The organism is Hylemonella gracilis (assembly GCF_004328645.1).
Classification (GTDB): Bacteria; Pseudomonadota; Gammaproteobacteria; order Burkholderiales; family Burkholderiaceae_C; genus Hylemonella; species Hylemonella gracilis_B.
This window is the reverse complement of record NZ_CP031395.1, coordinates 2,708,322-2,720,423: the sequence shown is the minus strand read 5'-3', so window position 1 is coordinate 2,720,423 and position 12,102 is coordinate 2,708,322. Positions and strand designations below refer to the sequence as shown.

Genomic DNA, 12,102 nt, shown 5'->3' with positions numbered 1-12,102 from the left:
ACTCCTGAGTGAATGCGGTGAAGGGCGTGATTGTGGCGCTGTCCTTCATTGAGAAAAACAGGCCTAGAATCAATGAACTTGTGACTGGAAATCAACAATGTCATTGAACTCCGACGCCCTGCGCAGCTTCCTGGCCGTGGTGGATGCCGGGGGCATGGGCGCCGCCGCGGAGCTGCTCGGCCAGACGGCCTCGGGGGTCAGCCGGGCTCTGTCGCGGCTGGAGGAAGAGCTGGGCGTGACGCTGCTGACGCGCACCACACGACGCATGGAGCTGACCGAGGAGGGGCGGCTGTTCCAGCAGAAGGCGCGGGCCATCGTGGCCGCGCTCGACGAGGCCGAGGAATGCATGCGCATCCGTCGCCAGCAGCCGTCCGGCACCCTGCGCGTCGACGCTTCGGCACCGGTCATGCTGCATTGCGTTGCGCCGCGCATGGCCGAGTTCCGCGCCCTGTATCCCGAAATCCAGCTGGAACTCACCAGCACCGACCGCATCGTGGACTTGGTGGAGCACCGCACCGATGTCGCCCTGCGTGCCGGCGTGCTGGGCGACTCCTCGCTCCACGCGCGGCTGCTGCGGCAGTCGCGGCTGTACGTCGTGGCCAGCCCTGCCTATCTGGCGCGGCAGGGGCGCCCGCGTACCGTGGCCGCGCTGGACCAGCACGCGCTGTTGGGCTTCACTCAACCGGACAGCCTCAACACTTGGCCTTTGCGCCACGCTGGGGGCAGCAGCTACGTGGCGCGTCCCGCGCTGGCGGCCTCCAGCGGCGAGATGGTACGAAGCCTGGCCTTGGCGGGCGTGGGCATCGCCTGCTTGTCCGATTTCATGCTGCATGAGGACCTGGCGAGCGGCCGCCTGTTGCCCCTGCTGGAAGGCGCCGACAACGGCTACCGCCAGCCTCTGCACGCGGTGTATTACCGCAACACCCAGCTGGCACGGCGCATCGCCTGTTTCCTGGACTTCCTGTCGGAAAAGGGCGGGGCAGCACCGTCGCCCGGGTCTCGAACGCCTCAGCGCTCTCCCTTGCGGTAAGGCTTCATCAAGGCCTGCGGATAGACCGCCTTGCGTGCCACCAGCACCAGCGCGAGGATGGACAGGGCGTAGGGCAGCATCAGGTAGAGCTGGTAGGGCAGCCAGGCGTCGCCGGATTGCTGCAGGCGCAGTTGCAGGGCGTCGAAGAAGGCGAACAGCAGGGCGCCCAGCAGGGCCTTGCCAGGCCGCCACGACGCGAACACAACCAGGGCCACGCAGATCCAGCCCCGGCCGTTGACCATGTTGAAGTAGAAGGCGTTGAAGGCGGAGAGCGTCAGGAAGGCGCCGGCCACGCCCATCAGCGCCGAGCCTGCCACGATGGCGCCCGTGCGTACCGCCACCACCGGGATGCCCTGGCCTTCGGCGGCCTGCGGGTTCTCGCCCGTCATGCGCACGGCCAGGCCGAGCGGCGTGCGGTTCAGGAAGTAGGCCAGCGCGGGCACAAGCACCAGGGCCAGCAAGGTCAGCGGTGTCTGCGCTGACAGGACCGGGATTTGCCCCAGCAGGGGCCAGTCCTGCATCGGCCCGAAGGGTGTCACCGTGGGTGGCGTGCTGACCTGGGGAAAACTGAGACGGTAACCGTAGTAGCTCAAGGCCGTGGCCAGCAGGGTGATGCCCAGGCCCGAGACATGCTGCGACAAGGCCAACCCGACGGTGAGCGCGGCATGCAGCAAGCCAAAGACCGCGCCGGTCAGCGCCGCCGCCAGCACGCCCAGCCACAGTGGTGCGCCCAGGTAGACGGCCAGCCAGCCGGTGAAGGCGCCGGCGACCAGGATGCCTTCGATGCCCAGGTTGAGCACGCCCGCGCGCTCGCACAGCAGCACGCCCAAGGTGCCGAGGATGAGCGGCGTGCCGATGCGCAGCACCGCGCTCCAGAAATCCGGGTTGAGCAGCAGGTCCATCACGTCAGGTTTTCACTTCCAGCGGATTCGGTACTGCGCGAACAGCGCCGCGACCAGCACGGCCAGCAAGGCCGTGGCGACGATCACATCGGCGATGTAGGTGGGCACGGCGATGGCGCGGCTCATGCTGTCGGCGCCCACCAGCGCACCCGCGACGAACAGGCTGGCGAGCACCACGCCCAGCGGATGCAGGCCCGCCAGCATGGCGATCACGATACCGCTGTAGCCGTAGCCGGGCGACATGTCGAGCGTGACGTAGGCGGTGCGGCCCGCGACCTCGATGGCCCCGGCCAGACCCGCCAGAGCGCCCGAGAGCAGGGCGGTCAGCACCACCGTGCGCGTGACGCGCACGCCCGCGTAGGCCGCAGCCCTCGGGTTCGCACCCACGGCGCGGAGGTCGAAGCCGGGCGCGGTGTGCTTGAAGAACACCCAGACCAGAACGGCCAGAGCCACTGCGATCAGCAGACCCGAGTGCGCGCGGGTCTGGGGAATCAGCTTGCTCAGTTCCAGTTCGCCCTGCAAGGCCACGCTCTGCGGCCAGCCCAGGGCCAGCGGGTCTTTCATGGGACCGTCGAGCAGGGACGAGACACCCAGCAGCACGATGAAGTTCAGCAGCAGCGTGGTGACGACTTCGTCCACGCCCAGCTTGTTTTTCAGCAGCGCGGGGCCAAGCAGCAGCAGCGCGCCCGCCAGTGCCGCCGCCAGCAGCATCACCGGAAACAGCAGGCCGGGCGGCAACGCAAAGCCCGTGCCACCGTGCAGGCCACCGACCGCGACGGCTGCCAGCGCGCCGGCGTACAGCTGTCCCTCGGCGCCGATGTTGAACAGCCGCGCCTTGAAGGCCACGGTGACCGACAGACCGGTCAGGATGAGCGGTATCGCCCGGGTCAGCGTCTCGCTCCATGCGAAGACCGAGCCAAAGGCACCCTGGAACATGAGGCCGAAGGTCTGCGCCACCGGCGCGCCAGCCCAGAGCACCAGCAGGCTGCTGACCCCCAAGGTGAAGGCGATCGCCGCGCAGGGGGCCAGGACCAGGGCGAGCGCCGAGGCCTGGCTGCGTTTTTCCAGTCTCATGCCGGGCTGCCTTCCTGCGTGACGCCGGCCATGGCCAGCCCGATGGCCTCGCGTGTCCAGTCTTCGGCGCAGCGGGCCTCGCTCAGGCGGCCCGCGTGCATCACGGCCACGCGATCGCCCAGGGTCAACACTTCGTCCAAGTCGTCGGAGATCAGCAGCACGGCCGCGCCCGCGTCACGCGCGGCGATCAACTGCGCCTGTACGTAAGCGACCGCGCCGATGTCCAGGCCCCAGGTGGCTTGGTGCGCGACGATGAGCGCCGGGAATTTACCCTCGGGCAGCGCTGCCGCCTGGCCACCCGAAGGCGGGGCGGTTCCGGTGGGGAGCGCGGGGGTCACAGCAAGCAAGGCGCGACCGAGGATGAGTTTTTGCATATTGCCGCCGGACAGCGCGCGCGCGGGGGCGTCCAGGCCACCGCCGCGCACGTCGAAAGCGTGGATCAATCGTCGCGCGTGGGCGCGTGCCGCGCCGCGCCGCACCCAGAAGGCCTTCCAGCTGAAGGCCGGTTCACGCAGCCGTTCCGAGACCGCGTTTTCCCACAGTGGCAGGTCGCCGACCACGCCGGCCGCGTGCCGGTCCTCAGGGATACGGGCCACGCCCTGGCGCACCAGCCAGGCTGGATCGGGCCGGAACGCCCGACCCTGCAGCGTCACCGAACCGCGGTCAGCGGCGCGCACGCCGCAGAGCAAGTCGGCGAGGGCGACCTGGCCATTGCCCGAGACACCGGCCACGGCCACGATCTCGCCCGCGCGCAGGGTCAGCGAGACATCACGCAAGCCGTCCCGGGTGTGGACCCGGTCCAGCACGCAGACCGCGGCCCCCGTGCGCGTGGCCGGGCGCCGCCGGGGCGGGGCGACCTCGTGGCCAACCATCCATGACGCGAGCCGCGCCTGCGTGGTTTCGCGCGTCGGCGCCTCGGCCACCAGCTTGCCCGCGCGCAGCACGGCGACCCGGTGGGAGACCCTCGACACCTCACCCAGCTTGTGGCTGATGAAGACGATGGACAGGCCTTGCGCGACCATCTGCCCCAGCGTCGCGAACAGGGCCTCGCTTTCCTGGGGCGTGAGCACGGCCGTGGGTTCGTCCAGGATCAGGATGCGCGCGCCGCGCACCAGGGCCTTGAGGATCTCCACGCGCTGACGTTCCCCGACCGAGAGCGTGCCGACCCGGGCTTCGGGGTTCACGGGCAGGCCGAAACGTTTGGCCGTGGTCAGCAACTGCTGGCGCGCGGCCGCGCGGCGCATGTAGGGATGCCACAGTGGCTCCGTGCCCAGCATCACGTTGTCCAGCACGGACAGGTTGTCGGCCAGCGTGAAATGCTGATGCACCATGCCGATGCCCGCCGCCAGGGCCGCCTGCGGCTTGCCCGGCGGCAGGCGCTGGCCGAAGACCTCCACATGGCCTTCATCGGCCACGTAGTGCCCAAAGAGGATGGACACCAGGGTGGATTTGCCCGCGCCGTTCTCGCCCAGCAGCGCTAGCACCTCCCCCGCGTGCAGGTCCAGTGAGATGTGGTCGTTCGCGACCAGGGCACCAAAACGTTTGCTGATGCCGGAGAGGCGCAGGACTGGGGTGGCTGTTTGCTGCATGAGAAGGTTCAACGCCGACACGCCCGAATGTACCGATCAGCCATCGGGGAACACCGCGGAACCGGCTTTGCCGGGCCGCTGGTGTTGCCCCCTGCAAGGGGGGGGCGTAGCGAACGCAGGGAGCGCAGCCTGGGGGTGCGCTTATTTGCTGGATTTGGGTTGGCCGTCGTTGACCTTGACCTCGAACTTGCTGGCATAGATGGCGGCTTCCTTGGCGCGGACCTTGGCCACGAGCTGGGCCGGCACCTTTTTCTCGAAGGTACCCAGGGGCGCCAGGGCGCTGCCCTTGTGCTTCATGTGCGAGTAGACGCCGTAGTCCTCAGCGGCGAACTTGCCGTCCTTGACCAGCTTGATGGCACGGTCGATGCTGGGCTCCATGTGCCAGAGTGCCGAGGCGACCACCGTGTCCGGGTAGTCGGCCTGGGTGTTGATCACGTTGCCGATGGCCAGCACCTTGCGTTCCTTGGCCGCGTCGGAGACACCGAAGCGTTCCGCGTACATCACGTCCGCGCCCTTGTCGATCATGGCAAAAGCGGCTTCCTTGGCCTTGGGCGGGTCGAACCAGCTGTTGATGAAGCTGACGGTGAATTCGACCTTGGGATTCACTTCCTTGGCGCCTTCCATGAAGGCGTTCATCAGGCGGTTGACCTCGGGAATCGGGAAACCGCCGACCATGCCGATCTTGTTGCTCTTGGTCATGCCGCCGGCGATCATGCCCGTCAAATATGCGGGTTCCTGGATGTAGTTGTCGAACACCGACATGTTCGGCGCCTGGGCCTTGCCCGAGGAACCGAAGAGGAAGGAAGTCTTGGGGAAGTCCTTGGCGACCTTGCGGCCCGCGGTCTCGACGCCGAAGATTTCGCCGACGATGAGCTGGTTACCCGCCGTGGCGTATTCGCGCAGCACGCGTTCGTAGTCGGCATTGGCCACGTTCTCGCTGGCCTTGTATTCGATCTCGCCGCGCGCCTCGGCGGCCTTGAGCGCCTTGTGGATGCGGCTGACCCATTGCTGCTCGAAAGGCACGGTGTAGACCGCGGCGACCTTGAGCTTGGCCTGGGCCAGCACCGCAGGTGAGAAGACCGCGCTCAGCGCAGCCAGAGCGAGACCGGCGAGCAAGGGGCGACGATGTAAACGCATGAGGACACTCCTACTTGGGGTGAAGGGGTCTGAAAAATCAGACGACAGCACATCAGCAGCTAGCAAGAAGAATGCCGCCCAGAGGCGCGTCTGCGCCATGAGCCTGGCGATTGCCGCTCACTATAATCCGCCCGCCCATGGTGTCCTTGTCCGTCAGCCGCCGTCCGTTTTCGCGCCTGCGCCTGGGGCTGGTCCTGCTGGCTTGGTTCGCCCAGCTCTGCCTGCCCATGGGGCATGCCGCGCTCATGGCGGCGCCTCAGGCGCAAGCCTCCTGGTGGTGCGGCGACCAGGACGGCGCGCTCGAAATGTGGGCGGCCTTGCCCCCAGAGTTGCGTGCTGGCCTGGATGCACCCGCAGGCACCGATGGCAAGCACCATCCGCCCGGTTGTGCCCAGTTCTGCGCGCAAGGCGCCCGGGCCGCTGCGCCGCCCATGCAGGTGGCCATCGCCGTGCCGTCGTCACGCGCGGCAGGGCGGATCACGTCGTCCGCACCGCGCCGTCCCGCACCGCCTGACCGGTACGTGCTGGCACCGCCCGCGCAGGGGCCTCCGACGCTGCGGTCCTGAGATCGGGCTCCCGGGCTCAGGCGGTTTGCGCCTGAAGCATCCGGCTGCAGACCGTCCTTCCCGACGGAATTTCCCACCTTGCTCTCGGTGGCCAGGCGCATGCGCCTTGGCCCCGATCCGTGTTCGCGAGGGTCAGCGCGCGCGCCGTGCGCCGCGTCTCTCACGCACCGTCTATCCGGAATTAGATACAAAGCCATGAAACCCATCCCCTCTAGCGCCTTGATTGGGGCGCTCGCTCTGCTGCCCTGCGCGCTCGCCCAGGCCCAAAACCAGTCGGCTGCGTCAGACGCGCGGCCATTGCCCGCCGTGACCGTGACGGCCACGGGTCAGAACCCCGACAGCGGGGCACAGGAACTCCGGCTGGAGCTCGCGGCCGAGCAAGCCCGCACCCCGGGGGGGTGACCCTCGTGGACAGCGAGGACCTGAAGCAGCGCGGGGTCACCAGCCTCGCCGATGTCCTGCGCTACGTGCCTGGCATCTGGGCGGCCAGCGGCACCACCGCCGATGGCGTCTATCTGTCCAGTCGAGGCTCCAACCTGGATGCCACCAACTACGATGGCAACGGCATCAAGTTGCTGCAGGATGGCTTGCCCGTGACGGCGGCTGATGGCAACAACCACAACCGTGCGCTGGACCCGCAGGCCATGCGCCAGGGCATCGTGGCCCGTGGTGCCAACGCCCTGGCCTATGGCGCCAGCACCCTGGGCGGCGCGATCGATTTCATCACGCCCACGGCGCGCGACACCGCATCGGAAGTTGCGGTCAACCTCGGCAGCCATGGTCACCGGCAGGCCAGTGCCACAGTGGGCGCGGTCGATGGCGGCTTTGACGCCCTGGTTTCGGCCGAGGCCAGAAGCACCGATGGCTACCGCGAACACCAGGCACAGGAACGTGAAAGCCTGTACGCCAATGCCGGGTGGCAATTGAGCGATCAGGTGCGTACGCGCTTTTATGCCAGCTACACCCACAACGATCAGGAACTGCCGGGGGCCCTCACGCGCGCGCAATGGAAGGACGATCCCAAGCAGGCCAACCCCGACAACGTGACGGGCGACTACCTCTACAACGTCGAGCTCTGGCGCGTGGCCAACAAGACGAGTTGGGACATCGACGCGGACACGCGCCTGACGCTGGGCTTTTCCTACGAAAACCAACAGCTCTACCACCCCATCGTGTACTCGCAGTTTTTCAGCCTGCTGATCGACACCGAGCAACGCAACTTCGGCAGCCTGCTGCGTTATCAGAAACGCCTGGGCCTGCATGACCTTTTGTTCGGGATGAACCACGGCCAGACCGAGGTCGAGGGTGGCAACTACAGCTACACGCCGGGAGGCAGCCGCACGCTGTCCAAGCGCGTGGACAACCAGGCTGAAAGCACGGAAATGTTCCTGCTGGACCGCTGGGAGTTCGCGTCCCGGTGGACGGCGGTGTATGGCGCCCAAGTCGTGTCGGCGAGCCGCGAGGCGCGCAGTGTGACGGTCTCGAACGGGGCCATCGACAATCCTCAGGGAGATTACGAGCGCCTCAATCCGCGCGCGGGTCTGACCTACCAGTTGACGCCCGCGGCCCAGCTCTACACCAGCCTGAGCCGCCTCTACGAAGCACCGACCCTGTACGAACTGGAAGACGATGTGCGCGGCGGCAACCACGCTTTGGACGCGATGCAAGGCACCGTGCTGGAAATCGGCACGCGCAGCACGCAACCGGCGGGTGCCAGCAAGTGGCATTGGGATGTCTCGGCCTACTACGCCAAGCTGCGCAATGAAATCCTGTCGCGGGACGATCCTGCCTCGCCCGGCACCAGCCTGTCAACCAATGTGGACGACACCGTCCACGCGGGCATTGAGGCACTGGTCGGTGCCAGTTTCCCGCTGGGTGAAGCCTCAGGCCAGCGCATCGACCCCCTGCTGAGCCTGACCTTCAATCACTTCAAGTTCGACGGTGACAGCCTGTATGGCGACAACGATCTGCCCGCGGCCCCTACCTACGCGCTCAAGGGTGAAGTGCTGTACCGGCAGGCGGGTTTCTTCGTCGGACCGACCTTGGATGTCGTGGGGGAGCGTTACGCCGACTTCGAGAACAGCTACAAGGTGGACGGCTATACCTTGCTGGGCCTGCGTGCGGGCCTGAGCGGCAAGGGCTGGGACGTGTTCGGTGAAGTTCGCAACCTGACGGACGAGAACTATGTATCCGTCCTCACGGTCAAGGACCAGGCCGCCGCAAGCGATGCCATCCTGACCCCGGGGGAATCGCGTTCCGTCTACGTGGGCGCGCGCCTGAAATTCTGAGACCCGGTGAAACGGAGCCCACCCCATGCATGCGCAAGCCCCAGAATCCGCCGCGCCCGTCGCGGCGTCTACCACCACCTCCAGCATTGCCTCTCGCGCCGGCTTGTACCGGCGGGTCTGGCGCTGGCATTTCTACGCCGGGCTGATCTGCCTGCCTTTTCTGCTGCTGCTCGCTGTCACTGGCGCGCTTTATCTTTACAAGGAACCGATCGAGTCACGGGTCTATGCCGGCCTGCTGCAGGTCGAGGCGGGTACCGCCCCCACCTTGGACGCTGAATCGCTGGTGGCTGCGGCGCGCCGCGTCGTCCCGGGGGAGGCCGTGCGGTACATCCCGCCGGCCGGGCCGGGGCGCAGCGCCGAGGTCGGCATCCGCACGATGGTGGGCGAGATGCTGTCGGTCTACGTCGATCCAGCCACCGCGCAGGTGCTGGGCAGTCTGCGTGACGAGCGCAAGCTGATGGAGGTGGTCAAGCAGCTGCATTCGCTGATGATCGCGGGTCCGGTGGGCAACCACCTGATCGAGATCGTGGCAGGCTGGGCCATCGTGCTGGTGGTGACCGGTGTCTTTCTGTGGTGGCCGCGCGCGACGGCAACGCAGGCCCAAGCCGGCCTTGGCGGCGTGCTGAGCGTGCGCGGCGTGCCCCGGCAGCGCCTGTGGTGGCGTGACCTGCATGCCGTCATCGGGCTGTACGCGGCGGTGTTCATCGTGTTCCTGGCCGTCACCGGCATGCCGTGGTCCGTGTTCTGGGGGCAGCAGTTCGGTCGCATCAGTGGTGAATTGGACATAGGCCTGCCGAAATACCTCTGGGGGCCTGGGCCGTCGTCCACGCTGCCTGCGACGTCACCTTCCGCGCCGCTGGAGGGACTGAATGCGGTGCCCTGGACGTTGGAGCGGGTGCCTCTGCCGCAGTCCGGCACGGCGCCTGCCCCATCGGTGCCAGAGGCGCACGATCATTCAAAGGCGCATGATCATGCGCCCCAGGCCACAGCGGTGGTGGACACGGAGGATGAGGCCGTTTCCATCGGCTTGAACAAGGCGCTGCGCATCTTCACGGCACAGGGTATGCCCAGCGGCACGCCGATCCGCCTACCCAGCGGGCCCCAAGGCGTGTACACCGCCCTGTCGTTTCCGGACGATGTGCGGGCCGAGCGCGTGCTGCACCTGGATCGCTATACCGGCGCCGTGCTGGCCGACGTGGGCTACCAGGACTACGGCATCGCGGGGCGCATCACGGAATGGGGGATCGCCATGCACACCGGCCGCCAGTTCGGCGAGTTGAATCGGCTACTGATGTTGGCGGCTTGCCTGTCCATCGTGGCCCTGGCGGCCTCTGGCTTGACGATGTGGTGGAAGCGCCGGCCCCGTGGGCAGTTTGCCGCGCCGCAGCGCCGCCCCGGTGACCGCACGACCCTGGGCGCGGTGGTGGCCGCTTTGCTGCTGGGCCTGTTCTACCCGCTGCTGGGCTTGTCCATGATCACTGCGCTAGTCGTCGACGCCCTGATCGGCCTGGTGCGTTGGCGCAAGCGCCGCAATGCTCATTTGGTGCCGTAGATCCGGTCGCCGGCATCGCCCAGGCCGGGCAGGATGTAGCCGTGCTCGTTGAGCTGGCGGTCGATGGCGGCGGTGTAGATCGGCACATCGGGGTGCGCGGCGTGCAGGGCCTTGATGCCTTCGGGACAGGTCAGCAGGCAGACGAATTTGATCGACTTGGGGCTGAGCTCCTTCAGCCTGTCCAGCGCGGCGATGGCCGAATTGCCGGTGGCCAGCATGGGGTCGACCACGACGATGTCACGCTCGTCCATGCTCTGGGGCATCTTGAAGTAGTACTCGACGGCCACCAGGGTCTTGGGGTCACGGTACAGGCCGATGTGGCCCACGCGCGCGCCCGGCACCACGTTGAGCATGCCGTCCAGCAGGCCGTTGCCGGCGCGCAGGATGGAGACGAAGACCAGCTTCTTGCCGTCGATGACCTTGCCGGTGGTGGTTTCCAGCGGCGTCTCGATCTCCACGTCTTGCAGGGGCATGTCACGCGTGACTTCGTAGGCCATCAGGCTGGCCAGCTCGCCCAGCAGGCGGCGAAAGCTGTTGGTGCTGGCTTCCTTCTTGCGCATCAGCGTGAGCTTGTGCTGGACCAGGGGATGGGTGATCAGATGGACGTTGTCGGGAAGGGTGCTGGGAGTACTCATAGGGTCTGCTCTCGTTGATGCTCAAAAGACGGTGCCGTCACTCACGATGTTAAGCGGTGGCGTGCCACCTTCCCGCAAGCGCCGTGCCAGCACCCGGCCCGCTGCCCAGGTGCCGCCCTCGAGCACGCAGGCCAGCGGCATGCGCGCCTCGCTCAGACCCAGGATGTCGCGCACCCGCGGCGCCAGTTCGTCCAGCAAGGCCACCGTCAGCGCGCGCCATTCCACGATGAATTCATCCCCAGCTTCCCAGGGGCGTGTGGGCTGCGCCGCCGTGCGCGGCCGCAGCACGCCCGCGTCCAGCAGCAGGCCGCCGTTGCGGTACTCGGGCAGGCCGGTCAGCGCGTCCAGCCCGGTCACGGTGACACCAGCCCATTCAAAAGGTTCCAGCAGGGAGTAGGTGAGCCATTGCGAGAGTTTGTGGAAGGGCATCCAGCCATGGCTCGACCCCGGGCCGTCCACGGCGCGGTGAGGCCAGCAATCGCCCAAGGCAATGCCGCCGATGCGGTTCTGCGCCGGCCAGATCGGGGAGAGGTGGGCAAGCAGGGCGCCGAGGATGTCATGGGCCTGCACTTGGCCGGGGTTCTGGTTCACGAGGAAATCGAAGAGTCCTCCTGGGCGTGATGGTGTGCCGAACACGGCGGTGTTGGCCGCCATGACCTCACCCAGCCGGCGCAGCAGGGCGGCGCGGCCTTCCAGGCCGACCAGCGGGTTGCGCTCCGACACCTGGAAAGCCGCGCCCAAGGTTTCCGCCGTCACGCGCTGCAAGCCCAGGGCGTCGGCCTGCAGCGGATGGTCATGGTCGCTGGAGAACAGGCCCGCCATGAAGGCGTGGAAACTGGCCACGCCCAGGCCTTCGGAACGCGCGTAGACGGCGGACGTGTTGCCCGGGCCGCCGCCCGCTTCCTGGTAGGACCAGTCCGGTCCGGCGCCCGCGTCCAGCAGCACGCTGACCAGGGCCAGGTCGATCTGGGTCCGCGCTTTCTCGGCCGGGTCGGCTGAACCCAGCAGGGCGTTCAGCCAGGCCGCGCGGTTCACGCCGCCGGCTTCGAAATGCCGCCAACGGCTGTGGTAGGGAATGTTCAGGTCCGGGTAGCGCTCGCGCGTGACCTCGGCCACCAGGCGGGCGGCCTCGGAGAGCGCTTGATCGTGCACGGTGAACCAGTCGGACGCACCTCGCCGCGCCCGTTCGAGCAGGGCCTGGGCGCGGGTCCGCACAGCGTCCGTGCTGCGCAGCAGGTCCGCGGCCTGCCGGTCCGCCGGAACCACCCGGGCCGCCTCGTCCTTCGATGCGATCTGGCCTGTTGTTGCTTGAAATTGCGTCATGCGGCT

The 12,102-nt window shown here is 67.5% G+C and carries 11 protein-coding genes; 5 read left to right on the top strand and 6 right to left on the bottom strand.

The genetic code is table 11. The features are described 5' to 3' along the window. Nucleotides 1-97: 97 nt before the first annotated feature. Nucleotides 98-1,030, top strand: a complete 933-nt coding sequence (locus tag DW355_RS12770; protein ID WP_131280586.1) for a LysR family transcriptional regulator — start codon at nucleotides 98-100, stop codon at nucleotides 1,028-1,030. On the opposite strand, the gene DW355_RS12765 is transcribed toward DW355_RS12770, so the two are convergent. The 4 genes from DW355_RS12765 to DW355_RS12750 all read right to left on the bottom strand — a co-directional run bounded on the left by DW355_RS12765 (nucleotide 1,009) and on the right by DW355_RS12750 (nucleotide 5,732). After that, nucleotides 1,009-1,932 carry an ABC transporter permease gene (locus DW355_RS12765; protein ID WP_131280584.1) on the bottom strand — a complete coding sequence of 308 codons (924 nt, stop codon included), beginning with the start codon at nucleotides 1,930-1,932 and terminating at the stop codon, nucleotides 1,009-1,011. The genes DW355_RS12770 and DW355_RS12765 overlap by 22 nt on opposite strands. A gap of 12 nt (nucleotides 1,933-1,944) precedes the next feature. Continuing rightward, a complete protein-coding gene (locus tag DW355_RS12760; protein WP_131280582.1) occupies nucleotides 1,945-3,006 on the bottom strand; it encodes an ABC transporter permease in 1,062 nt (353 codons plus the stop codon). Then, the gene (locus DW355_RS12755) at nucleotides 3,003-4,595 is read right to left on the bottom strand and encodes an ABC transporter ATP-binding protein (RefSeq protein WP_131280580.1); all 1,593 of its coding nucleotides are present in this window, start codon (nucleotides 4,593-4,595) and stop codon (nucleotides 3,003-3,005) included. Before DW355_RS12755 ends, DW355_RS12760 begins: the two co-directional genes overlap by 4 nt. 141 nt (nucleotides 4,596-4,736) lie before the next feature. After that, entirely contained in the window at nucleotides 4,737-5,732 is a 996-nt protein-coding gene (locus DW355_RS12750) for a BMP family protein (RefSeq protein WP_131280578.1), read from the bottom strand. Nucleotides 5,733-5,869: 137 nt separating this feature from the next. Between DW355_RS12750 and DW355_RS12745 the strand changes: the two genes are divergently transcribed. The 4 genes from DW355_RS12745 to DW355_RS12735 all read left to right on the top strand — a co-directional run bounded on the left by DW355_RS12745 (nucleotide 5,870) and on the right by DW355_RS12735 (nucleotide 10,138). After that, nucleotides 5,870-6,298, top strand: coding sequence for a hypothetical protein (locus DW355_RS12745; RefSeq protein WP_131280576.1), 429 nt, complete (start codon nucleotides 5,870-5,872; stop codon nucleotides 6,296-6,298). 195 nt (nucleotides 6,299-6,493) lie between these two features. Then, nucleotides 6,494-6,700, top strand: coding sequence for a hypothetical protein (locus DW355_RS18155; RefSeq protein WP_242671152.1), 207 nt, complete (start codon nucleotides 6,494-6,496; stop codon nucleotides 6,698-6,700). Next, nucleotides 6,697-8,586 carry a TonB-dependent receptor family protein gene (locus DW355_RS12740; protein WP_242671151.1) on the top strand — a complete coding sequence of 630 codons (1,890 nt, stop codon included), beginning with the start codon at nucleotides 6,697-6,699 and terminating at the stop codon, nucleotides 8,584-8,586. Before DW355_RS18155 ends, DW355_RS12740 begins: the two co-directional genes overlap by 4 nt. Before the next feature lie 25 nt (nucleotides 8,587-8,611). Next, nucleotides 8,612-10,138, top strand: coding sequence for a PepSY-associated TM helix domain-containing protein (locus tag DW355_RS12735; protein WP_131280575.1), 1,527 nt, complete (start codon nucleotides 8,612-8,614; stop codon nucleotides 10,136-10,138). Here the strand turns inward: DW355_RS12735 and upp are convergent. Beyond that, entirely contained in the window at nucleotides 10,123-10,773 is a 651-nt protein-coding gene (gene upp / locus DW355_RS12730) for a uracil phosphoribosyltransferase (RefSeq protein ID WP_131280573.1), read from the bottom strand. The genes DW355_RS12735 and upp overlap by 16 nt on opposite strands. A gap of 21 nt (nucleotides 10,774-10,794) precedes the next feature. Continuing rightward, nucleotides 10,795-12,096, bottom strand: a complete 1,302-nt coding sequence (locus tag DW355_RS12725; protein WP_131280571.1) for a URC4/urg3 family protein — start codon at nucleotides 12,094-12,096, stop codon at nucleotides 10,795-10,797. Nucleotides 12,097-12,102 lie beyond the last annotated feature (6 nt).

What these genes read in the sequence shown, in the direction of transcription:
- DW355_RS12770 (WP_131280586.1), top strand. Translation starts at nt 98, where the DNA reads ATGTCATTGAACTCCGACGCCCTGCGCAGCTTCCTGGCCGTGGTGGAT.
- DW355_RS12765 (WP_131280584.1), bottom strand. Translation starts at nt 1,932, where the DNA reads ATGGACCTGCTGCTCAACCCGGATTTCTGGAGCGCGGTGCTGCGCATC.
- DW355_RS12760 (WP_131280582.1), bottom strand. Translation starts at nt 3,006, where the DNA reads ATGAGACTGGAAAAACGCAGCCAGGCCTCGGCGCTCGCCCTGGTCCTG.
- DW355_RS12755 (WP_131280580.1), bottom strand. Translation starts at nt 4,595, where the DNA reads ATGCAGCAAACAGCCACCCCAGTCCTGCGCCTCTCCGGCATCAGCAAA.
- DW355_RS12750 (WP_131280578.1), bottom strand. Translation starts at nt 5,732, where the DNA reads ATGCGTTTACATCGTCGCCCCTTGCTCGCCGGTCTCGCTCTGGCTGCG.
- DW355_RS12745 (WP_131280576.1), top strand. Translation starts at nt 5,870, where the DNA reads ATGGTGTCCTTGTCCGTCAGCCGCCGTCCGTTTTCGCGCCTGCGCCTG.
- DW355_RS18155 (WP_242671152.1), top strand. Translation starts at nt 6,494, where the DNA reads ATGAAACCCATCCCCTCTAGCGCCTTGATTGGGGCGCTCGCTCTGCTG.
- DW355_RS12735 (WP_131280575.1), top strand. Translation starts at nt 8,612, where the DNA reads ATGCATGCGCAAGCCCCAGAATCCGCCGCGCCCGTCGCGGCGTCTACC.
- upp (WP_131280573.1), bottom strand. Translation starts at nt 10,773, where the DNA reads ATGAGTACTCCCAGCACCCTTCCCGACAACGTCCATCTGATCACCCAT.
- DW355_RS12725 (WP_131280571.1), bottom strand. Translation starts at nt 12,096, where the DNA reads ATGACGCAATTTCAAGCAACAACAGGCCAGATCGCATCGAAGGACGAG.